Origin of the sequence: Devosia geojensis (genome assembly GCF_000969415.1) — a bacterium.
Lineage (GTDB): Bacteria > Pseudomonadota > Alphaproteobacteria > Rhizobiales > Devosiaceae > Devosia > Devosia geojensis.
Map to the genome: position 1 here is coordinate 19,783 of NZ_JZEX01000104.1, position 23,504 is coordinate 43,286.

Genomic DNA, 23,504 nt, shown 5'->3' on the forward strand with positions numbered 1-23,504 from the left:
CGGTTTACGAACCCCTCTCTGCCTCGGATCCGCGTCCGGCCCTCATAAACCCCTTGCAAGTTCGCTGCTTGTCAGACAGGATGAAGGGAGAGACTGGACAGCAGTCCGCGCAGAGAATGCCAAGTGGAGGAAGTGCATGTCTGACGCTCACGTCGCGTCGGCGCCGGTCGCCGCGCACAGCCGCAATCCAGTCGCCTGGACCGCCGAGATGGTCCGCCCGTCCGCCGACGCCGGGGAGGGGACCCAGGCCTCGTTCCTGCGCAAGGAGTTCGATCTTGCCGAAATTGCCGGCAACGAGCGGCTGCTGATCAGCGCCCAGGGACTCTACCGCGCCTTCGTAAACGGGGAGCGGGTCGGGGACGATGTGCTGACCCCCGGATGGACCTGCTACGACGTCCGCCTCTCCTACCAGACCTACGACGTCGCGCACCTGCTGCGCCCCGGTCGCAACGTCATCGACATCTGGCTGGGCGACGGCTGGTACCGCTCGCGCATGATGTGGCCGTCGAGCAGCATTCCCAATTGCTGGGGCGACCGGATCGCAGCCATCGCCGAGATCCGCGGCGCCGGCCCGCAGCCGATCGTTGCGACCGACGCCTCGTGGAAGAGCGGGCTTCTGCCCGTCCTCAAGTCCGGCATCTATTTCGGCGAGATCTACGATGCCCGCCAGGAAGGCCTGCCGGCGGACGCCGGCAGCGAAGTGCTGCCGTTCGATAAGAGCACGCTCGTCGCTCACGAAACGAGCGCGGTCCGCGAACTCGAGGCCCTGCCGGTTGTCGCCTCCTTCGAGGAAGACGGCGCGACCGTTTATGATTTCGGGCAGAACAGCGCCGGCTACGTCGCCTTCACCGTCGAGGGCGCCCCCGGCGCGCGCGTAGTCGTCGACCATGCCGAGATCCTCGACAAGAACGGCCGGTTCGACCGCGCGAGCCTGCGCGCCGCCGAGGCGCGGATCGAATATGTGCTGAAGGGCGGCGGGCCGGAAAGCTACCGGCCGTACTTCACCTTCCAGGGCTTCCGCTATGCCAAGGTCGCCATCGAGGGGCAGGCGCGGATCACCTCGATCGTTTCGGTTCCGGTCTCGTCGGCGGCGCGGCCGACCGCGGCCTTCACCAGCGGCCACCCGCTGGTCAACCGGCTGGTCGAGAACACGCTCTGGTCGCTGCGCGCCAACTTCATCGAGGTGCCGACCGATTGCCCGCAGCGCGACGAGCGGCTCGGCTGGACCGGCGACGCGCAGGTCTTCGCGCCCACCGCCTGCTACCTCAACGACAGCGGCACGTTCCTGCGCAAATGGCTGCGCGACGTGATGGTCGACCAGCGCGAGGACGGCGCCATCGCCCACGTGACGCCCGATCCGACGCGCCTCCACCCCGATATTCTGCCGGGCTTTTACGGCTCGACCGGCTGGGGCGACGTCATCTGCGTCATTCCGCACGTGCTCTACGAGCACTATGGCGACGCTTCGGTGCTGGCCGAGACGCTGCCGGCGATGGTCAAGTGGGTCGATTTCGTCTGGAGCATCTCGGACGGGCCGGTCGTCAAGCCGCCCCGGCCCTGGGGCGCGCGCGGCTTCACCTTCGGCGACTGGCTGCAGCCGAGCGGTCCGACGGTCAAGCCCCTGCCCACCATCGGCGACGACGCGGCGGCGACGATCTATCTCTACATCTCCTCGGTCCTGACCGCGAAAGCCGCAGCGATCGTCGGCGAGACGGCGACGGCCGAGCGCATGCGCGAGCGTGCCGAGGCGGTCAAGGCCGCGTTCGCGCGCGAATTCGTCACGGCCTCGGGCCGGCTCGCCTATGACGACCAGACGTCCTACGCGCTCGCCATCGTCCACGACCTCATTCCGCCCGAGCACGCCGAGGCGGCCAAGGGCTACTTCAAGGCGGCGATCGCCCGGTCGGACGGACGCATCGGTACCGGCTTCATCGGCACGCCGGCGCTGCTGCCCGCCCTCGTCAAGATCGGCGAACGCGAGCTTGCCGGCCGGGTGTTCCTGCAGGAGGAGGTGCCCGGCTGGCTCTACCAGGTCAAGAAAGGCGCCACCACCATCTGGGAGCGCTGGGACGCGATCATGCCCGACGGGTCGACGCACCCGGAGGGGATGAACTCCTACAACCACTATGCCTATGGCGCCGTCTGCCAGTGGCTGTTCGAAGCGGTCGCCGGCTTCCGGCCCGATCCCGAGCAGCCGGGCTTCAAGCGCATCGTCTTCGAGCCGACCATCATCGCGCCGCTTTCGCCGGTCCTGGCCCATCACGACAGCCCCGCCGGACGGATCGAGGCCGGCTGGACCCTCGAAGGGGACAAGGTCGACTATCGCGTCAGCGTGCCGGACGGCGCCGAAGGGCTGCTGGTGCTGGCGCCGGATTATCGCGAGGTCGTCGTCGACGGGACGCCCTTGGCAGCCGCCGCGACCGGCAAGACCACGAGCCGCCTTGGGCCGGGACCGCACGAGATCAGTTTCCGCATCGGCTCTTAGAACATTGCCCCGACCGACGCAGCAATGGAGGGCTGCGCCGGTCGGGAGGCCGGACACCGAAATCCCAGCGTTTTGAGGAGGAGAACGCAATGAGCCTATCCGCAAGACTGACGGCTGCCACGGCCGGTGCCGTGCTGCTCGCGGCAATGCCGGCGAGCGCGCAGACGACGATCAGCGCCTATGTCAACCAGTACTATGCGCCCGAGACCAATCCGGAGCTCTCGGCGGTGACCGAGGAGCTGGTGGTCGAGTACGAGGCCGAGCATCCCGACGTCGATATCCAGCTCATCGCGCACATCGCCGACGTCAACGCCTACCAGGCGTGGCTGACGACGCGCTTCACCGCCGGGGACGAGCCGGACATCGCCTGGCAGCAGTTCTACCAGCGCAATTCCGAGCGGGGCGACAACTGGCTGGCGCTCAACGACTACCTCGAGGCGCCCAACCCGTATGCGGTGGCGGGCGAGCCCGGCAGTGAGCGCTGGATCGACAGCTTCTTCGAGAATGTCCTCGCCCAGATCCGCGCCGGCGACGGCAGCTGGTACCAGGTCAACACCAACTGGGTGGAGACGGGCTTCTACGTCAACGAGGACATGCTCTCGGCCAACGGCGTCGACATCTCCAGCTGGCAGGACTGGGGCGACATGATCGACACCTGCAGGCAGCTGCGCGAGCAGGGCATCCAGCCGATCGGCGTCTTCATGACGCCCGAATGGAGCACCTATCAGTGGCTCGACGACATCATCGTCACCGGCGCCTTCGCCGACGTGATGCAGAGCTGGTACCTGGAAAAGTACGACAACGAATTCCTGCCCTGGCGCCAGCTCAACCCGGAGGAATTCGCCAAGGCGGTCAAGGAGGGCAAGTTCTCGGTCGAGGATCCGCGCTTCGACACCTACCTGCAGCTGACCAAGGACATGGCCGACAACTGCCTCGTCGAAGGGTTCGCCGGCATTCCCGAATACGACACGCTCTTCAACATGTTCTACAACCAGCAGGTGGCGATGGTCTGGCTCGGCTCCTGGTCGGCGCCGAGCCTTGAGGACGTGCCGTTCTCGGTGGGCTCGGGCTACATGCCGCCCTTCAGCAAGCAGGACAGCCCCTACGCCATCCACGACACGTCCTATCGTGTGGGCGGCCCCTCCAGTTCGGGCCAGTTCGGGCTGACGGCGCGCACCGCCGAGCGCGGCACGGCCGAAATCGCCATCGACTTCCTGCGGTTCTTCACCGCCCCGCAGAACTACGCCCGCGTCGCCGCGGCCGACAGCGGCTATATTCCGGTCATCGAGGGCGTCGAGCCGCCGGCGGTCGCCACCGCCTTCCAGGAGATCGCCCAGCTGCCCGAGCGCGGCCTCACCGACCCCATCGGGCGCCTCAACCAGCAGTTCGGCACCGAGCACAACCGGCTGATGCAGAGCTTCATGCTGGGCGAGATCGACGCCGCCCAGCTCAAGAACCAGTACCAGCGCGCCCTCGACCGGGCCGTCGAGGACATGTGCTTCGAGAACGAAGCCGAATGGACCTGGTGCGCCGAGTAGCGGTTCAGCCGCGGAGCTGGCGGCTCCATCGCCTCCCTCCCCCTTGAGGGGAGGGATCGAGGGTGGGGGTGGCTGAGTGAGCCACCGATGCTTCCCCCACCCCAACTCCTCGAGGGGAGGGGGCCGCACCGGTACATGTTGAGAGAGGGTGGAAAGGAGAGCGCATGAGCTCGATGAGCGGCAGCGTCGAAACCAGCCGGAGGAGGACCCGCGAGCGCCGGTCGGCGGGGTATTACGTCAACAAGTACCTGCCGTGGATCCTGCTGGCTCCGGTCCTCGTCCACCTCGTCATCTTCCGCTACATCCCCACCTTCTCGGCGTTCTTCTATTCGCTGACCGACTGGGACGGCATCCGCATCCGCCGGTTCCTGGGGCTGCGCAATTTCGAGGACCTGTTTGCCGACTACGTGTTCCTCGACGGGCTGAGGAACATGGCGATCTACACGTCCCTGCGGGTCGTGCTGCTCATCGCCTTCGCGTTCCTGGCCGCCGAGTTCGTCATCAGCTTCAGGAGCGCGGCGGTCCGCACCTTCTGGAAGATCGTCTTCGTCGTGCCGATGGTGGTGCCGATCTCGGTCACGTACCTGCTCTGGGGCTTCATCTTCGCGCCGCAGAACGGCATGCTCAATTCCCTCCTGCAGGCCATCGGGCTCGCCGAGATGGCGCGGCCTTGGCTCGGGAGCTCTGCGACCGCGCTTTATTCCATTGCCTTCGTCCAGTTCCCGTTCATCTCGGGGCTGGCGTTCCTCGTTTTCGTCTCGGCGCTCGAGGGCATCCCGCGCGACGTGATGGATGCCTGCGAGATCGAAGGATGCGGGCGCATCCGGCGGGTGTTTGCCGTCGACATCCCGATGCTGCGCGGTTCGCTGATCTTCATCGCGGTGCTGCTGGTGCTCTCGGGCATCCAGGCGGTCGAGCCGCAGCTGATCCTGACCAAGGGCGGGCCGGGTACCGCGACCGAGACCCCGGGCTGGTACGTCTACCGCGCCGCCTTCCAGTACGGCGATTTCGGGCTGGCGGCGGCGGCCGGCGTCGTCATGGTCTTCGTCGGCCTCGTCTTCTCCTACTACACCGTCCGCGCCCGCTACAAAGGAGCCTACGATGTCGGTCAGTGAGGCAGGCGCGGCGCGGCGGGGGCGGTTCCCCTGGGGGCTGGTGGTGCCGACGGCGGGGCTTTCGTTCTTCGCCCTCGTCACCTGGTACCCGTTCGTCTTCATGCTGGCGACCTCGCTCAAGACCCGCCAGCAGTTCTTCGAGAGCTATTGGTGGTTCACCTTTCCCTTCGACTGGATGAACTATGTGGAGGTGTGGCCGCGCGTCTCGCGCGCCATCCTCAACTCGCTGGTCTATTCGGGGCTCGCGCTGGCGCTCACGCTCTTCTTCTCGCTTCTGGGCGGCTACGCATTCGGGCGGTTCAATTTCCGCGGCAAGGATATCCTCTTCCTCGCCATCCTGATGCTCTTGATGGTGCCGGGTATCCTGACCATCGTGCCGCTCTTCGTGCAGATGCGCCAGTTCGGCTTCATGAACACCTGGGCGGCGCTGGTCCTGCCCTGGACCGGGTTCGAGATGGTCTTCGGCATCTATCTCATGCGCCTCTTCTTCGAGCGGCTGCCGCGCGAGCTCTTCCATGCGGCGCGCGTCGAAGGGGCGAGCGAGTGGAAGGTCCTGCTGTTCGTCGCCATTCCGCTGGCGCTGCCGGGCCTCGGGTCGGTCGCCATCCTCGACCTGCTCTTCACCTGGAACGACCTGATCTGGCCGATCGTGACGATGTCGGACCAGAACAACCTGCCGGTCGGGCCGACGGCCCTGCTGTTCCGCGGCAACGAGAATGTCGACTACGGGGCGATCTTTGCCGCGTACGTCACCATCTCGGCGCCGCTCATCATCGTGTTCAGCCTCTTCACCCGGCAGTTCCTGCGCGGCATCGAAGGCATCTGAGGGAGAGATCATGGCCGAAGTCGTTCTCACGAACGTGCGCAAGAGCTTCGGACCCATCGAGGTCCTGAAGGGCATTGACCTGACCATCGAGGACGGGGACTTCGCCGTCATCCTCGGGCCTTCGGGTTGCGGCAAGACCACGCTCCTGCGTTCCATCGCCGGGCTCGAAGGCATCACCGCCGGCTCCATCCGCATCGGCGAGCGCGTCGTCGACGACGTGCCGGCGGCCGAGCGCGAGATCGGTATGGTGTTCCAGACCTACGCGCTCTTTCCGCATCTCAACGTCTACAAGAACATCGCCTTCGGCATGCGCATGCGCGGCGAGCCGAAGACGAGGATCGAGAGCAAGGTGCAGGAGGCGGCGGCGAAGCTGCGCCTCTCCGACTATCTCGGACGCTTGCCGCGCGAGCTTTCCGGCGGGCAGCGCCAGCGCGTCGCGATCGGGCGCGCCCTGGTGCGCGAGCCGCAGGTCTTCCTCTTCGACGAGCCGCTTTCCAATCTCGATGCGGAGCTGCGCGTCGACATGCGCCTCGAGCTCGCCAACCTCCACCAGAGCCTGAAGGCGACCATGGTCTACGTCACCCACGACCAGGTCGAGGCGATGACGCTGGGCAGCCGGATCGTGGTGCTCGACCGCGGCGTGCTGCAGCAGGCCGGCTCGCCGCTCGAGGTCTACTATCATCCGGCCAACAAGTTCGTTGCCGGCTTCGTCGGCTCGCCGCGCATGCGCTTCATTCCGGCGACCGTCATCGTCGCCGACAGCGCGCAGGTGAAGCTCCATGCGCAGGGGATCAGCCCCGAGGCGGTCGTCATTCCCGCCGACGGCTCCGGCCTCTCGGCGGGCGAGGCCATCGAGATCGGCATCCGCGCCGAGGACCTGACGACCGCCGCCGGCGACAGTCAGGCGCTACGCCTGGCCGGCACGGCCCGGCAGGTGGAGAACATGGGCCATTCGTCCTTCTGGTACGGAACGCTGGAGGGGACCGAGACGGAGATCATCGCCCGGCTCGACAAGCACCTCTTCCTGCGTCCGGGCGAGCGCACGCAGTTCGCCGTCGACCCAGCCAACGTCTATCTCTTCGACACCTCCGGGCGGGCGCTCCAGCGGCACGGCTTCAAGAACGAGAACCTCGACTCCCAGGCGCGCCGCGCCTGAGGCGATGACGGGATGAAATAGTTTTCACGAGTATAAGGCAGAAAGTGTCGAAGTTTCCGCTTTGCAAAGCGGATTTGCAGGTGTAGCGATGCAAGAAATTTCATCGCAAAGACGCCTGCAGCATGAACCTCGTCGCCAAGCGCCTCGATACCATCGACACGCTCCTTACCGCCCTCAAGGACCGCATCTTCACGCCGGCCGGCGTCTTCGTGCCGCTGCGCTATCGGCCGGCCCGCTACGAGGACCGGCAGGCGGTGCTGGCCGAGGACCGCGCCGGCTGGCGTGCGGTCGACCGCGACCTCGTCTGGGGCGAGCCGGACGGATACTACTGGTTCGCCGGCGAGGTGACCATACCGCCCGAGCTCGGGGGTCTCAGCGTGCACCTGCGGATCGACGCGCAGTTCGGCAACGTCATGGGCCGCTCCGACCCGCAATGCCTGGTGCGCATCGACGGCAGGATCGTCCAGGGCGCCGACGCCAACCACCGCACCGTGCCGCTCGGCAGCGCCGCGAGGGCAGGGGCTCGCCACGAGATCGTCATCGAGGCCGGCACCATCGAGGATCGCCGTCAGCTCGGCTTCGCCTGCGAACTGGTCGTCCACGACCCGCTGGCCGAGAAACTCTACTATGACCTGAAGGTCCCGGCCGACGTCGCCCGCCTGCTGCCCGCCGACGACAACCGACGCCATGCGATCCTCAAGCACGTGGAGGCGGCGCTCGCCGTCCTCGACCTTCGGCCGGGCAATGCCGAGCGCTTCCGTAAGAGCCTTCTCGCCGCCGAAAGCCATGCCGACGCCATCTACGCCCTCGCCGACACCGAGGCGATGCCCAGGATCGTCGCCACCGGCCACACCCATATCGACGTCGCCTGGCTCTGGCGGGTGCGCGAGACGCGCCAGAAGATGGCGCGTTCCATGGCGACGGCGCTGTCGCTGATGGAGGCCTATCCCGACTACCGCTTCATGTACAACCAGTGCGTGCTGCTCGATTATCTCGCCGAGGACTACCCCGAGCTCTTTGAGCGCATCGGAGAGAAGGTCGCCGAAGGCCAGTTCGAGATCGAGGGGGCGCTGTGGCTCGAGCCCGACGTCAACGTCTCCAACGGCGAGGCGCTGGTGCGTCATATCCTCTATGGCGTCGCCTATCACGAGGCGACGTTCGGGGTGCGTCCGCGCATCCTCTGGCTGCCGGATACGTTCGGCTATTCGGCGGCCCTGCCGCAATTGATGGAGCGCTCGGGTCTCGACACCTTCGTCACCCACAAGCTCAGCTGGAACGACACCAACCGCATGCCCTATGAGACCTTCCACTGGCAGGGAATCGACGGGACCAAGGTCGCGGCCTATTTCCTCACCACCCAGCCCTATGGGTCCGAGAGCATCGGCACCACCTATTGCCCGGACTTGAAGCCGACGCACGTCATGGGCGCCTGGAAGCGCTACGGGCAGCAGCCGATCAACGACGAACTGTTCCTCGTCTACGGGCACGGCGACGGCGGCGGCGGGCCGACGCGCGAGATGCTGGAGAACGTGCGGCGCATGGCGCGCGGCATTCCCGGTTGCCCCAAGGTCAGCCACGAGCCCATGCGCCCGTTCTTCGAGCGGCTGCTGGCCAGGATGGCGGCCGAGCCCGGCCGGTTCCCCACCTGGGTCGGTGAGCTCTACCTCGAATACCATCGCGGCACACTGACGTCCGTCGCCAAGAACAAGGCCAACAACCGCCGCGCGGAAGCGGCGCTGCGCGAGATCGAGGTTCTGGCCTCCATCGCCTCCGCGCGCGTCGGCCTTGCCTATCCGCGCGAGGAGATCGACGCGCTCTGGAAGATCGTGCTGCTCAACCAGTTCCACGACATCCTGCCGGGCTCCTCGATCGGCCCCGTCTATGACGACAGCGACCGGGACTATGCCGAGTTCTTCGCCCGCGCCGGGACGCTGCGCGCGGCGCTCGGCCGGGCGCTGGCGCCCGCCGGCAGGAGGGTGGTGTTCAACGTCCTCGGTCGCGCCCGCGGCGGCCTCGTCGAGGTGGCGGATGGCGGCCAGCCGATCGAGCATGCGGATGGACGCGCCGCGCGCGTCGCGCGGGTCTGCGATGTGCCGGCTTTCGGCGGTACTCGGCTTGCCGATGTAGCGGGTGAGGATCAGCTCTCGGTTTCCGAGCGGCGTCTTTCCAACGGCCGGATCGAAGTCGCGTTCGATGCGCAGGGCCGGATGACGTCCATCCTCGACCGAGCGACCGGCCGGCAGGTGCTGAAGGACGGCGCCCTCGGCAATCGCCTGCAGGCCTATCGCGACCGGCCGGCGCGCTACGACGCCTGGGACATCGACCGCTCGTTCGAGGACCAGGTCTGGGAGGTCGACGATCTCGTCTCCGCCCGCGTCACCGAGACCGGGCCGCACCGCGCCGCCATCCGCTTCGAGTGGACCTATGAGGGCTCACGCATCGTGCAGGTCGTTTCGCTGGAAGCGGCCGCCCGGCAGGTCGAGGTCGAGACCTTCATCGACTGGCGCGAGCACAACACGCTGCTGAAGGCCGCCTTCCCGCTGGCGCTCAATGCCGCCAAGGTCCGGGCCGAGATCCAGTTCGGCCATGTCGAGCGCGCGACGCACGCCAATACCAGCTGGGATGAAGCGCGCTACGAGTGCTCCATGCAGCGCTGGGTCGAGATGGGCGAACCCGGCTTCGGCATCGCGCTCCTCAACGACGCCAAATACGGGTACGACGCCCGTGGCACGACGTTGCGCCTGACGCTCCTGCGCTCGCCGACCTATCCCTGGCCGCAGGCCGACCAGGGCGAGCACCGGTTCCGCTATGCGCTGATGGTTCATGACGGCGATACCGGCGCGGTGGTCGCCGCGGCCGAGGACTTCAACCAGCCGTTGCTGGCGATCGAGAACGGCGCGGCGGGCGACGCTGCGGATATGGCCCCGTTTCTTTCTGTCGCGGGCGATGGAATCGTTGCGGAAACCCTGAAGCAGGCCGAGGACGGCGAGGGGCTGATCCTGCGCCTCTGGGAAGCGCGCGGCGCGCGCGCCATGGCCCGGCTCGGTCTGCCGGCCGGCTTTACCGGCGTCGCGGAGGTCGATCTTCTCGAGCGCGGGCCGCAGCCGCTCCCCGTCGATGGGGCGGCCGCGCACCTGTCGTTCGAGCCGTTCGAGGTCAAGACGATCAAGCTGCGGAGAGATTGAGATGGCGAGGGCACCGGCAGGTGAGAAGCGGGGAAGGAAGGTCGGCATCAAGGACATCTCGCGCGAGGCGCAGGTGTCGATCTCGACGGTTTCGCACGTGCTCAACGGCACCGCCTCGATCTCGCCGGCGGTCCGCGCGCGGGTGCTGGAGGTGGCGGGGCGGCTGGGATACCTCGCGCACCGGCAGGCCAAGGCGACGATCACCGCGCTCGATACCATCCTTCTCGCCGTCCCGCCCGACACCCTGCCGCAGAACAACATCAACTTCGTCTCGTGGACGGTGCTAAGCGCGCTCGGGCGCGAATGCGAGCGGCGCGGCATCAGGCTCCTGCCGTTCCCGCTCGAAGGGTCCGCCGCTTCGGCCAAGGCGATCGTCGAGGCGGCGCGGTCGGGCGGGGCGCAGGGCATCATCCTCCTCAACGTCGACCGGCGCGAGACCATCGACGGCATCGCCGCCGCCGGCATTCCCGCCGCGATCATCAACGGCGAGGACAGCTCCATGCGGCTCGACAGCGTGACGCCGGGCAACCGGTTCGCCGCGCGCCTCGCCACAGACTGGCTGATCCGGCAGGGTCACCGTAGGATCCTCCACATGACCTGGCGCGGCCGCGCCACCATCCGCCGCCGCGCCGACGGCTTTGCCGACGCCTTCGCCGAGAACGGCCTGCCGGTTGAGGATGCGGTCTTCTGCCATGCCGAAGGCTATGAGCCGCGCTTCGGCGAAAAGGCGATCGGCGAGTGGCTGAAGGCCAATTCGGGACTGGGAGACGTCACCGCCGTCTTCTGCGCCGCCGACAACCTGGCGCTCGGCGTCATGCGCGGCCTGCAGGTCGCCGGCTACCGCATCCCCGAGGATATCTCCGTGATGGGGTTCGACGGGGTGGCGCCCGGCGAGTTCACCTCGCCCGCCCTCACCACGGTCCACGTGCCCCTCGAGCAGATGGGGCCGGCGGCGCTCCAGCTCATAGAACAACGTGTGACCAGCGGCATCCCCGACCGCGCCTCGCACCGGCTCGAACTCGGCTGCCGCCTCGTCATCCGCAACAGCGTCGCTCCGGGGCCGGCCGCGCGTTAGGGCGCCATCCCGTCAGGTGGAAAGGCAAATCCCCCAGATATCGTCCCGGCGCAGGCCGGGACCCATCCCGAGATGTCCCACCAGCCGCAAGGTGCATGGCAGAGCCACCGGCTCATCATCTCATCCCGCGCGAGCAGGGATCAACGTTCGTCCGGGCCAGGCTGCATGAAACAAGGGTTTCCGCTTGCGTGGGAATGACCCGGTGGCGGCATCGTCTCCCGTCAGCGTGCTTATCGAGCTCGCCCACAAACCGCTGAGTTCATTCCATTCTCTATCATTATGGCACATCTGTTCCATTTTGTCGATGTAACCAAACGGTGAAAAAACGAAATTGTGAAAGAATTTTCCGATTGAAATAGCCCATGTTTGGCGCAATGGTTCGCGCTACGATCGTCGCGTTCGGTTGGAAAAGTGGGAGTCAATCGCACATTCCGAGGGTCGTGACGCGTGAGATGTGGGAGGATTGATGAAAATACTTTCATTAAAATCTCCGACGACGTGGTCGGCATTTCTTCGGCTGAGGGGCCGGACTGTGGCTGCGTCTTTCGTTGAACCAGGGAGGCTCAAGTGAAGTTCACCACCCGTATTTCGACTGCCCTAGCGGCGGGTCTTGCTCTATCGACCTGCCTTGCCACCGCAGCTCTCGCATTCCAGGAAGCGCCGATGCTCGCCGAGCAGGTGGCCGCCGGCGCGCTGCCGCCGGTCGAGGAGCGCCTGCCGGCCAATCCGACCGTGGTCAACGCCATGGAAGTCGGGTCCTATGGCGGCACCTGGAATCGCGCCTACAACGGTCCGGGTGACCGCTGGGGGCCGACCAAGCTCATGGAAGAGCGCGTGCTCAAGTGGTCGCCGGGCGAGGACGGCGCGGCGCAGCTGGTGCCGGGCTACATCGAATCCTACGAGGTCAACGCGGATTCGACCGAGTTCACCTTCACCCTGCTCGAGGGCCTCAAATGGTCGGACGGCGAGCCCGTGACCACCGAGGATGTGCGCTTCTGGTACGAGGACATCTTCCTCAATCCGGAAATCGTCGCCACCATCGACCCGACCTTCGCGCCGGGCGGCGAGCCGCTGACGGTCGAGATCGCCGACGAGCGCACGTTCACGGTCAAGTTCGCGCAGCCCTACGTCTATTTCCTCCAGATCCTGGCCAAGGATTCGACCGGCGAGCCGAGCCTCGACCGGCCGAGCTTCATTTTCCCCAAGCACTATCTCAGCCAGTTCAACAACAAGTACGCCAGCGAGGACGAGCTGAAGGCGGCTGCGGCCAGGTTCAGCGTCGAGAGCTGGAAGAACCTCTGGGGCTCGCAGGGCGCCGCCACCTCCTGGTGGACCAATCCCGAGCTGCCGGTGATCACCGCCTGGAAGATCGAGACCCCGCCGCCGGCCGAGGTCGTCACCATGGTGCGCAACCCCTACTATTATGCCGTCGATCAGGAGGGGAACCAGCTGCCCTATATCGACCGCATCGAGCACCGCCTGTTCCAGGATCCCGAAACGCTCAACCTGATGGTCGCCCAGGGCCAGATCGACATGCAGGACCGCCATGTCGGGCTCAACAACTTCACCTTCTACCGCGAGAACGAGGCGCGCGGGAACTACCACGTCGTCCAGCAGATCGGCGCCACCACCTGGTCGCTGGTTCCCAACCTCAACGTCGAGGACGAGGTGCTGCGCGGCCTCTTCGAGACGCGGGAGTTCCGGCAGGCGCTGAGCATCGGCATCGACCGCGAGCTCGTCAACGAGCTTGCCTATTCGGGTCTCGCCGAGGCGCGCCAGGCCTCGCCCATCACCGGCTCGCCCTATTTCGACGAGGAGCTGGAGCAGCACTGGACGGAATACGATCCGGACCTGGCCAACGAGCTGCTCGACGGCGTCGGGCTCACCGAGACCGACAGCGCCGGCTATCGCCTGCGGCCGGACGGGCAGCGTCTCGCCATCGTCGTCGAGGCCAATGACCCAGTCCACTCCGACACGCTCGAGCTCCTGGCCGACAACTTCGCCGACATGGGCATCGAGATGTTGGTGCGCATCATCGACCGCACCCAGTGGGACAACAACCGCACCAACAACACCTTCCAGATGCAGTGGCTGCCGTTCGACCGGCTCTCGGTCGTGCCGGCGGACCCCCGCCGCATGATGGGCTGGGACGGTTTCGCCAACCAATACTTCGTCTGGTACAACACCGACGGGGAAAGCGGCATGGAGCCGCCCGCCGACCACGGCATCCGCGCGATCTTCGACCTCTGGGACGAAGCCTCGCAGGCGGCCTCCGTTGCCGAGGCCGACGAGGCGGTCAACCAGATCATCCGCAATGTGGTCGAGGCCGGCTGGGTGATCGGCGTCGTCGGCGAGGAGCCCACGCCCTTCATCGTCTCCAACAACTTCCACAATGTGCGTGCGGGCCTTGTCATGGACGACGTCCATCGCGGGGTGGGCCTTGCCGAGCCCCAGCAGATGTGGATCGCGCAGTAGGCTTGAGGGGCGGCCGTCACTGGCCGCCCTTCTGACCGGGGGAGGGTACCATGACAGCTTTCATCTTCCGGCGGGCGCTCCTTTCGATCCCCACCCTCATCTTCATCTCGTTCATTTCCTTCGTCATCATCCAGCTGCCGCCGGGCGATTTCGTCACCGCCTATGCCGCGCAGCTGCGCCAGTCGGGCGAATATCTTTCGGCCGCGCAGGAAGCGATGCTGCGCGAGCAGTTCGGGCTCAACGACCCGATGCTGGTCCAGTACTGGCGCTGGATCACCAACATTGTGTTCCGTGGCGATTTCGGCTTCTCGCTCGAGTGGAACGCGCCCGTCTCGACGCTGATCTGGGACCGGCTCGGCCTCACCCTCGCCATCTCGTCGCTGAGCCTCGTCTTCACCTGGCTCATCGCCATTCCGGTCGGCGTCTATTCGGCCACGCGCCAGTACTCCTTCTTCGATCACCTGTTCACGATCTTCGGGTTCCTGGGCAAGGGTACGCCCGATTTCCTCCTCGCGCTCGTCCTCATGTGGATCGGCTTTGCCTATCTCCACATCGACGTCGGCGGGCTGTTCTCCCCGCAGTACCAGAACGCGCCGTGGAGCCTCGACAAGGTTATCAATCTGCTAACGCATCTGTGGATCCCGCTGGTGGTGCTGGCGACCGGCGGGGCGGCCGGGCTCATCCGCGTCATGCGCGCCAACATGCTCGACGAACTGGGCAAGCCCTATGTCGAAACCGCCTATGCGCAGGGGCTCAGCGAACGGCAGGTCGTCTGGAACTACCCCGTGCGCGTCGCGCTCAACCCGTTCATCTCGACGGTCGGCTGGTCGTTGCCGGCGCTGTTTTCCGGCGATGTCATCACCGCCGTCGTCCTCAATCTGCCGACCACGGGACCGCTGCTGCTCAAGGCCTTGCAGACGCAGGACATGTACCTGGCCGGCAGCTTCATCCTCATCCTCAGCGTCTTCACCGTCATCGGCACGCTGGTGTCCGACATCCTCCTGGCGTGGTTCGATCCGCGCATCCGCTACGCGTGAGAAAGGCTGCGACATGACCGATCAGGCTCTTCCGGCGCCCGCCGCTGCCGACGCAGCCAAGGAAAACCTCTATACCGCGCGCCCATGGCAGCTCGTCTGGCGGCGCTTCCGCAAGCATGTGCTCGCGGTCGTCTCGCTCTGGTTTCTCATCATTCTCGCGCTGTCGGCGCTGTTTGCCGAGTTCGTCGCGCCCTATGACCCCTTCAAGTTCGAGCGGCTGCGCACCCTGGCGCCGCCGACCGCCATCCACATCTTCCATGAAGGCCGTTTCGTCGGCCCGTTCGTCTACGGCCTCGAGCGCGAGCGCGACGCTGATACGGCCCGGGTGACCTTCACCGAGGACCGCGAGACGGTGTTGCCCATCCAGTTCCTCTATCGCGGCCACAGCTACAGCTTCTTCGGGCTCTTCCAGAGCGACCTGCATCTCTTCGGCGTCGACGACCGGCGCGAGCAGGTCAATCTCCTCGGCACCGACAATCTCGGGCGCGACGTGTTCTCGCGGCTGATGCACGGGGCGCGGGTGACGCTCTCGGCCGGACTCGTCGGCGTCATCTTCGCCTTCGTCCTCGGCCTCGCATTGGGCTCGATCTCGGGCTATTTCGGCGGCTGGATCGACGGGGCGATCCAGCGCCTCATGGAGTTCATCCGCTCGATCCCGACGATCCCGTTGTGGATGGGGCTCGCGGCGGCGCTCCCCATCGCCTGGGACCCGATCATCGTCTACGTGATCATCACGCTGATCCTGGCGCTCATCGGCTGGACGCATCTGGCGCGGGTGGTGCGGGGCCAGTTCTTCGCCATACGCAACGAGGACTACGTGCTCGCCGCCCGGCTCGCTGGCGCCTCCGAATACCGCATCATCACCAGGCATATGCTGCCGGCGATGACCTCCTACATCATCGCGGCGCTCACCCTCGCCGTGCCCGAGATGATCCTCGGCGAAACGGCGCTCTCGTTCCTCGGGCTCGGCCTGCGCCCGCCCGTGGTCAGCTGGGGCGTGCTGCTGCAGGACGCGCAGAACCTCCGCTCCATCTCCCTCGCTCCGTGGCTGCTCTCGCCGGGCGTTGCGGTGGTGCTGACGGTGCTGGCCTTCAACTTCCTCGGCGATGGCCTGCGCGACGCGGCCGATCCCTATGGACAATAGGAGCGGGCGATGGACACCAAAGCACCAATGCCCGCCGAACGGCTCCTCGACCTCGAGGACGTGCACGTGCACTTCCCCATGCGCGAGGGGCTGGTCAAGGCCGTCAACGGCGTCACCTACCACGTCGACAAGGGCGAGGTGCTGGGCATCGTCGGGGAGAGCGGCTCGGGCAAGTCGATCACGGCGCGCGCCATCATGCGGCTGCTGCCGCGCAACGCTCAGGCGGCCGGCGGGCGGATACGCCTGCGTCCGCGCACCGGCGAGGAGTTCGAGCTTTCCGCGCTCGAGCGCAACAGCCGCGCCGTGCGGCAGGTGCGCGGGAACCATATCGGCATGATCTTCCAGGAGCCGATGACGGCGCTCTCGCCGGTCCACACCATCGGCGACCAGATCTGCCGCACCATCCAGCTCCATATGGGGCTCGACAAGCGCGCGGCGCGGGCGCGGGCCGCCGACCTCCTGGCCCGTGTGCGCATGCCCCGCCCGCAGCAGATGCTCGACAACTATCCGCACCAGCTCTCGGGCGGCATGCGCCAGCGCGCCATGATCGCGCTCGCCATCTCGTGCAATCCGAGCCTCCTGATCGCCGACGAGCCGACCACGGCGCTCGATGTCACCACCGAGGCGCAGATCCTCGACCTCTTGCGTGAGCTGCAGGCCGAATCCGGCATGGCGATCGTCTTCATCACCCACAATTTCGGCGTGGTGGCCGACATCGCCGATCGGGTGGCGGTGATGTATCTGGGGCGCATCGTCGAGACGGCGAGCGTCGACGACATCTTCTATGCGCCCAAGCATCCCTATACCCGTGCGCTGCTGAATTCGATCCCGCGGCTCGGCGTCGACCAAGGCCGGCGCCTGCCGACCATTCCCGGCATGGTGCCGGATCCGTTCAGCGTGCCGGCCGGGTGCGCCTTCAACCCGCGCTGCACCCATGCGGTCGCGGGCGTCTGCGACGTCGAGACCCCGCCGCAGCGCCAGTTCGCCAACGGGCAATCCGCCCGCTGTCATTTCGCCGACACCTTCGCCGAGGCCGCCCATGCTTGACCGAGCCAACATGCCGGCGATGGACGACGACACCCTCATCTCCGTGCGCAACCTCAAGAAGTACTTTCCCATCCATGCCGGGTGGCTGCGCCGGCAGATCGGGGAGGTCAGGGCCATCGACGACGTCTCGCTCGACATCAGGAAGGGCGAGACCTTCGGGCTCGTCGGCGAGAGCGGGTCGGGCAAGTCCACCGTCGCGCGCCTGATGCTGCGCGCCTATACGCTGACCGACGGCTCGATCCTCTTCCGGCGCGGCAGCGGCGAGGTCGTCGACATCTCGCGCCTCTCCGAGCGGCAGATGCGCGAGATGCGCCGCGAGATGCAGATGATCTTCCAGGATCCCTATTCCTCGCTCAACCCGCGCATGAACCTCTTGGAGCTCGTCGGCGAGCCGCTGGTCATCCACGGCGTCGGCAGCCGGGGCGAAATCCGCGACCGGGTGGCGGAACTGCTGCGGGTCGTCGGGCTGCGGCCCGAATTCATTCTGCGCTATCCGCATGCGTTCTCGGGCGGCCAGCGCCAGCGCATCGGCATTGCCCGCGCGCTCGCCCTCAATCCCTCGTTCATCGCCGCCGACGAGGCGGTCTCGGCGCTCGACGTGTCGGTCGCGGCACAGAACATCAACCTGCTGCAGGATCTGCAGGAGCAGTTTGGGCTGACCTACCTCTTCATCACCCATGACCTCGGCATGGTCGAGCACATCGCCAACCGTATCGGGGTCATGTATCTCGGGCGGCTGATGGAGATCGCCGACACCAAGGCGCTCTTCTCCAAGCCTCTCCACCCCTATACCGAAGCGCTGATGGGCTCCGTGCCGCAGCCGGACCCGCGCGGCAACCGCACGCGCAAGCGCATCAAGATCACCGGCGAGATCGCCAACCCGGCCAATCCGCCCACCGGCTGCACGTTCCACCCGCGCTGCCCCTACGCGCAGGAGCGCTGCCGTACCGAGGTGCCGGCGCTGCGTCCGGTGGCGGGCCGGCAGGTGCGCTGCCATTTCGCCGAGGATCTCAACCTTTCGGGTGTCGCCGCATGAACGAGAAGACGAACCTGTCGCCCGGCGCCGAAGCGCAGGCGCTCTTCGCCCTGCTGCCGGGCGGGAGCGTTACCGCCTGGGCGCTTTCGCCGATCGATGCGCGCTACTATCCGGGCGAGCCGTCGCTGGCCGAGGATCGGGTCGACTACCACTTCATCAACGGCTTCGTCGACGTCGGCACGCTCCCCTGCCGCATCGCACTCTTTAAGGAGCTGGCGCAGCGCGTGCTCGTCCTCCAGACGGATTGGCCCGTGGAAAGCCTCAACCTGCCGGGCGCCAACCGGCGGGTCGAGTTCACCCGGTTCTGCCACCGCCCGACGCGCCTCTCGCGCTGGTGCCGCACGGTGCTGGTGCCGCCGGCCGATGGTGAATACCGCTTCGAGATCGCGACCTGCGGCGGCGTCCAGGTCTGGGTCGATGGCGTCCTTCAGGCGCGCTTCGAGCCCTATACCCGCAATGTCGAGCAGCGCCGCGAGATCGGCCTGCCGCTGAAGGCTAACGGCAGCGAGGTCGTGGTGCTGACCGAGGAGATGGCCGAGCGCGACACCAACTGGTTCTTCGAGCTCTGCCTGATCTCACCCACCCCCATGCATGCACGCCTGCCCGGCGCCGTGCCGGTCGCGGCGAGCGCCGTGCTCGAGGCGCTGGCGCAAAGCGTGCGGCCGACCGGCGAGTTCGTCGCGCGCGACGAACCCCTGTGCCTCGTCTTCGATGCACCGGTGCCCGAGACGGTCGGCGTCCATGTCGAAATCCGGCGCGCGTCGCACGCGCGCGCCGTCATCTTCGCGCGTGACCTCACCCTCGAAGCCGGCATGTCGAGACTCGACATCTGCAAGGGCGGCGAGCTCTTGCAGGGCGTCCACGACCTGCACCTCACCTTCACCGCCGGCGGGGTGAGCGCCCGGCGCAGCATCGGCTGCGCCATCCTCCACGATCCGCTGCCACGTTCGCTCGGCGCAACGCTCGAGGAACGCAAGCGCGTCGCGCTCGAGCATCTCGCCATCCACGGCGAGAGCCGCATGGGCACGGCCTTGGTGCTGCTGGCGACCGGCCGCGAGGACGATCCGCGCCTGCGCCTGATCCTGGAGGAGACGCTCCTCAGCATCGAGGAGCGCCGCGACTGCTCGGACTTCGTCATGGTGCCGCTGCTCTGGGCCTACGGCGCCTGGTGCGGGCGCTTGCCTGCCGATCTTGCTGCGCGCACATACCGCGCCGTGCTCGACTACCGCTACTGGGTCGACGAGCCGGGCAACGACGTGATGTGGTTCTGGAGCGAGAACCATGTGCTGTGCTTCCACGTTTCGCAGCTCCTCGCCGGCCGGCTCTTCCCCGAGGAGACCTTCACCGCCTCCGGGCGCACCGGCGCCGAGCAGGCGCGGATCGCCGAGGAAAGGCTCGGCCGCTGGTTCGACGCCGTCGAGCGCGACGGGCTCGCCGAGTGGAACTCGGCCGCCTACTACCCGGTCGATTTCATCGGCCTCCTCGCCCTTGCCGAGCTCGCCCCGGAGCCGATCCTGGGGCGGGCTCGGGCACTGACCGACCGGCTCTTCACCATGATCGCGCTGCACACCCTCGGCGGCGTCGCGGCGGGCAGCATGGGCCGCGCCTACGACAAGGAGCTTCGCGCCGGCCCGCTGACCGAGCTCGCGCCCTTTGTCGCCGTCGCCTTCGGCGAAGGCTGGCTCAACGCGGGCGTCGCCTCGCTGCCCGAACTGCTGCTTGGCCGCTACGCGCCGCCCGAGGGGCTCGCCGACTATGTCAGCCCGCCCGAGGGCGCCGCGATCGGTGCGCACTATGTGCAAGGGCATGGGGCGGCAGGGCGGCTCGCGCTCTACAAGACCCGCCACGTGCAGCTCTCGACGACCGTCGACGGCAGGCCGGGCGCCAAGGGGCACCAGCAGCACCTCATCGACGTGCGTTTTGCCGCGCATCCGTTCGCGCGCGCCTGGGTCAACCATCCGGGCGAGGACGATCCCTGGGGTCACCAGCGTCCGTCCTACTGGGCCGGCAACGGGGTCATGCCGCGCGTCGGCCAGTTCGAGAACGCCGCGCTGATGCTGTTCGACGTCGGGGAGAGGGCGCGGATCGATTTCACTCACGCCTATGTCTCAGCCGAAGGCTTCGCGCACCGGCAGCTCCACGGCAACTGGCTCATCGTGCAGTCTGGCGAAGGCCTTGCTGCCTTCGGGGCGACCGGGCCGATCGCGCCCGTCAGGAACGGCCCCGGCGCCGGCCGCGAATTCCGCGTCTGCGGCCGCCGCACCGGCTGGGTGGTTGTCGTCGCTGAGGGTAGTGGAGCGCAGGCGTTTGCCAAATTCCATGCTGTGCTTGACCGGACAACGCTGACGCTCGACGAGATGGCGATGACGCTGCGGCTCACCCGCCCCGATGCGCCGGAACTTTGCCTCAGCTGGCATGACGGCCTCAGCGTCGAAGGCAAGCGCTGGGCCTTCCCCAATCCCACCGTCGCGCCGGCCGTGACGCGGCTGGCGGCAAGCCGGTTCGGCTAGAGACCCAAGTCGATCACCGCGATCCGCAGGAGCCGCGCCATGGAGGCGGCGGCGCCTTCGCTGTCGCGCTGGCGGATGCGCTCGATCACTTCGCCGTGGTTGGGCAGCGACGCGCCGGGCTCGCGGGCGCGCTCGACCGTCATGCGGAACGAATAGGCGAGCGCCGCGCCGATGGTGTTGGAGAGCTGCTGGAAGACGATGTTGCCGCTGGCGCGCAGCAGCGCAGTATGGAAATCGATGTCGGCGCGGTTGAACGCGTTGAAGTCCTGGCGCGCCTTGGCCTCGCTCATCCGCTTATAGGCGTCTTCGAGCGGTACGAGCTCGGCGGCCGAGGCGCGCAGCGCCGCCAGCCGCGCCGCGGCCGGCTCGATCGCCTGGCGCGCCTCGATGAGGCTCAGCACCAGTTCCGGGCTCGGGGCGATCTCCATCGACCAGGCGAGGAGGTCCTGGTCGAGCAAGTTCCAGTCTTCGCGGTTGCGCACCACCGTGCCGGTGCGCGGGCGGGTGCTGACGAGGCCCATGTTGCCGAGGACCTTGACCGCCTCGCGCAAGGCGCTGCGGCTGATCTTCAGCTCCTCGCAAAGGTCGGCCTCGGGCGGCAGCAGGGCGCCGGGCTTCAAGTCCTCGCGCAGGATCCGCTGGGCCAGCGTCTTGACCACGTGCTTGTGCACGCGTGGCTTGATCAGCGTCCTTGCGTCCGGATCGATGGTCACATGCGCGCCTTTCCGCGATGGCTCGTTCCATCTGGTAGCAACGGTCCGGACATCCGGCAATCGGGCCTATTCATGGTAGAGCACCGAGCGGCCCCCATCGATGACGATGTTGGCGGCGTTGATGAAGGGGGCCTCGTCGCTGGCGAGGAACACGGCGGTCATCGCCACCTCCAGCGGCCGGCCGATGCGCTTCGGGGGATGGAGGTCATAGGTGCGCTGACGCTCGGCCTCCGGGTCGGGGAACTCGTTCCAATAATCGAGAGCAAGCTGGGTTTCGATGTAGCCGGGCGAGATGGCGTTCACCCGCACATTGTCTGCCGCATACTCGATGCCGAGCGATCGGGTGAGCCCGAGCAGCCCGTGCTTGGCGACGGGGTAGGGGAAGGTGCCGGGGATGATGGTGAAGGCGTGCGAGGAGGCGATGTTGACGATGGCGCCATCCTGCTGCGCCCGCATCGTGGGCAGCACCGCCCGGCACATGCGCCAGACGCCTTCCAGGTCGACCGACATGCAGCGCGCCCATTCGGCGTCGCTCGTTTCCAGCGGGTCGTGGAAGACGTTGATGCCGGCATTGTTGATGAGGATATCGATGCGCCCGTAGGCGGCGAGTATCGCGTCGCGCATAGCATCGACGGAGCCCTGATCGGTCACGTCGGTCGCAATGAATCGCGCCCGCTCGCCGATCTCGTTCGCCGCCGCCGTTCCCGTAGTCACATCGCGCTCGGCGATGACGACGCTCGCGCCCTCGCGTGCGAATGCCTCGGCGATGGCCTTGCCGATGCCGCGTCCGGCCCCGCTGACGATGGCGATCTTGTCCTTGAGGCGCATGGGATCACCAGTCGACGATGGTGCCGTCCTCCAGCACCGCGTTTTGGGTGTGGAGAACTTCCTGGGCATAGGGGTAGCGCGCGCATGCCGCCTCGTCGACGGTGATGCCGAGGCCCGGCGCCTCCGGCACCTGCCAGAAGCCGTCGATCCGGCGGATCGGGCCATCCACCACCTCGTAGTACCAGGGCACGGCGCCCACCATCTCCTCCTGGATGACGTGGTTGGGCGTCGAGACGGCAAAATGCAGCGCCGCGACGCCGGCGATCGGTCCCAGCGGATTGTGCGGGGCAACGCCGATGCCCAGCACCTCGGCACGGGCGGCAATCTTCTTGGCTTCGAGCAGCCCGCCGCAATGGCAGATGTCGGGCTGGACGATGTCGATGGCGCCCGTTGCAAAGAGCGCGTCGAACTCGCCGCGGTCGATCAGCCGCTCGCCGGTCGCCAGCGGCACCGAGGTGCGGCGCGAAAGGCTCGTAAGGCTGGCGAAATCGCCCGGCTGCACCGGCTCCTCGACGAACATCGGCCGGCCGGGCGCCAGCGCCTCGATATAGGCGAGCGCGGCGCCCGCCGATGCGGGGCGGCCGTGAAAGTCGACCATGATCTCGACCGCGTCGCCCACCGCCTCGCGCAGGCCCTCCATCATGCGCGCGACCTTGTCGACGGCCGGGAGCGGGGCATGGAAGTGGGTATAGGGCACGAACACGGCCTTGAACGCCTTGTAGCCCTCCCCCACCACCTCGCGCGCCCGCTCGATCAGCGGCTCGACGTCGTTGGTCTCGTAGACGGCGCGCATGTCGCCCATGCCGAGGTGGGTATAGACCGCCACCTTGTCGCGCACCTTGCCGCCGAGCAGCCGCCAGACGGGCACATTCAAGTGCTTGCCGAAAATGTCCCAGAGCGCGACCTCGATCCCGGAGACCGCGCTCATGCCGACGGCGCCCAGCCGCCAGAAGGACTGCTTGGTCATGGCGCGCACAGCCTGCTCGATGTCGCGCGGATCGCGCCCGATGAGGAGTGGAGCGAGGTCCTCGATGGCGCCGACGACGGCCCGGGTCTTCCATTCGAGCGTCGCCTCGCCCCAGCCGAAGAGCCCCGGCTCGTCGGTCTCGACCTTGACGAACACCCAGTTGCGCATTTCCGCGTTGACGACCCGCGTCGAGACAGAGGTGATTTTCACGCCAGTACCCAAAGATCAGATGTTTCAGGTGTAACGATGCATGGTCGAGCGGTCAAGTCGCCGAAAGCGACCTTGACACTGCAATTAAACATCTGATTATTTGATCGCAATGGAACGAGAGGTGGCGCGCATGGCGCAGGGCCGCGGCGGTAGGAGC

16 protein-coding genes are annotated in these 23,504 nt (G+C 67.0%); 13 read left to right on the plus strand and 3 right to left on the minus strand.

The window, feature by feature from the left end; genetic code table 11:
- Positions 1–136: 136 nt before the first annotated feature.
- The 13 genes from VE25_RS09890 to VE25_RS09950 all read left to right on the plus strand — a co-directional run bounded on the left by VE25_RS09890 (position 137) and on the right by VE25_RS09950 (position 20,629).
- Positions 137–2,485, plus strand: coding sequence for an alpha-L-rhamnosidase (locus VE25_RS09890; protein ID WP_046108454.1), 2,349 nt, complete (start codon positions 137–139; stop codon positions 2,483–2,485).
- A gap of 89 nt (positions 2,486–2,574) precedes the next feature.
- Positions 2,575–4,023: an ABC transporter substrate-binding protein gene (locus VE25_RS09895; RefSeq protein WP_046108455.1), complete on the plus strand. Its 1,449-nt coding sequence runs from the start codon at positions 2,575–2,577 to the stop codon at positions 4,021–4,023.
- 164 nt (positions 4,024–4,187) lie between these two features.
- Positions 4,188–5,138, plus strand: coding sequence for a carbohydrate ABC transporter permease (locus VE25_RS09900; protein WP_046108456.1), 951 nt, complete (start codon positions 4,188–4,190; stop codon positions 5,136–5,138).
- Positions 5,125–5,964 carry a carbohydrate ABC transporter permease gene (locus VE25_RS09905; protein WP_046108457.1) on the plus strand — a complete coding sequence of 280 codons (840 nt, stop codon included), beginning with the start codon at positions 5,125–5,127 and terminating at the stop codon, positions 5,962–5,964. Before VE25_RS09900 ends, VE25_RS09905 begins: the two co-directional genes overlap by 14 nt.
- Before the next feature lie 10 nt (positions 5,965–5,974).
- A complete protein-coding gene (locus tag VE25_RS09910) occupies positions 5,975–7,120 on the plus strand; it encodes an ABC transporter ATP-binding protein (RefSeq protein WP_046108458.1) in 1,146 nt (381 codons plus the stop codon).
- Between the two features lie 122 nt (positions 7,121–7,242).
- Entirely contained in the window at positions 7,243–10,305 is a 3,063-nt protein-coding gene (locus VE25_RS09915) for an alpha-mannosidase (protein WP_046108459.1), read from the plus strand.
- Position 10,306: 1 nt separating this feature from the next.
- The gene (locus tag VE25_RS09920; RefSeq protein WP_046108460.1) at positions 10,307–11,380 is read left to right on the plus strand and encodes a LacI family DNA-binding transcriptional regulator; all 1,074 of its coding nucleotides are present in this window, start codon (positions 10,307–10,309) and stop codon (positions 11,378–11,380) included.
- 567 nt (positions 11,381–11,947) lie between these two features.
- On the plus strand, positions 11,948–13,855 hold the full coding sequence (locus tag VE25_RS09925; RefSeq protein ID WP_244466900.1) for an ABC transporter substrate-binding protein: 1,908 nt from the start codon (positions 11,948–11,950) through the stop codon (positions 13,853–13,855).
- 50 nt (positions 13,856–13,905) lie between these two features.
- Positions 13,906–14,892: an ABC transporter permease gene (locus VE25_RS09930; RefSeq protein ID WP_046108461.1), complete on the plus strand. Its 987-nt coding sequence runs from the start codon at positions 13,906–13,908 to the stop codon at positions 14,890–14,892.
- Between the two features lie 13 nt (positions 14,893–14,905).
- On the plus strand, positions 14,906–16,036 hold the full coding sequence (locus tag VE25_RS09935; protein ID WP_046108462.1) for an ABC transporter permease: 1,131 nt from the start codon (positions 14,906–14,908) through the stop codon (positions 16,034–16,036).
- Between the two features lie 9 nt (positions 16,037–16,045).
- Entirely contained in the window at positions 16,046–17,083 is a 1,038-nt protein-coding gene (locus tag VE25_RS09940; protein ID WP_201776073.1) for an ABC transporter ATP-binding protein, read from the plus strand.
- A complete protein-coding gene (locus tag VE25_RS09945) occupies positions 17,076–18,119 on the plus strand; it encodes an ABC transporter ATP-binding protein (protein WP_046108463.1) in 1,044 nt (347 codons plus the stop codon). Before VE25_RS09940 ends, VE25_RS09945 begins: the two co-directional genes overlap by 8 nt.
- The gene (locus VE25_RS09950; RefSeq protein ID WP_046108464.1) at positions 18,116–20,629 is read left to right on the plus strand and encodes a hypothetical protein; all 2,514 of its coding nucleotides are present in this window, start codon (positions 18,116–18,118) and stop codon (positions 20,627–20,629) included. The genes VE25_RS09945 and VE25_RS09950 overlap by 4 nt, the downstream gene beginning before the upstream one ends.
- Here VE25_RS09950 and VE25_RS09955 read toward each other — a convergent pair.
- The 3 genes from VE25_RS09955 to dgoD form a co-directional block, all read right to left on the minus strand.
- On the minus strand, positions 20,626–21,342 hold the full coding sequence (locus tag VE25_RS09955; protein ID WP_046108465.1) for a FadR/GntR family transcriptional regulator: 717 nt from the start codon (positions 21,340–21,342) through the stop codon (positions 20,626–20,628). The two genes, VE25_RS09950 and VE25_RS09955, sit on opposite strands and share 4 nt — an antisense overlap.
- A gap of 66 nt (positions 21,343–21,408) precedes the next feature.
- On the minus strand, positions 21,409–22,170 hold the full coding sequence (locus tag VE25_RS09960; RefSeq protein WP_046108466.1) for an SDR family oxidoreductase: 762 nt from the start codon (positions 22,168–22,170) through the stop codon (positions 21,409–21,411).
- Between the two features lie 4 nt (positions 22,171–22,174).
- On the minus strand, positions 22,175–23,347 hold the full coding sequence (gene dgoD / locus VE25_RS09965) for a galactonate dehydratase (RefSeq protein WP_046108467.1): 1,173 nt from the start codon (positions 23,345–23,347) through the stop codon (positions 22,175–22,177).
- Positions 23,348–23,504 lie beyond the last annotated feature (157 nt).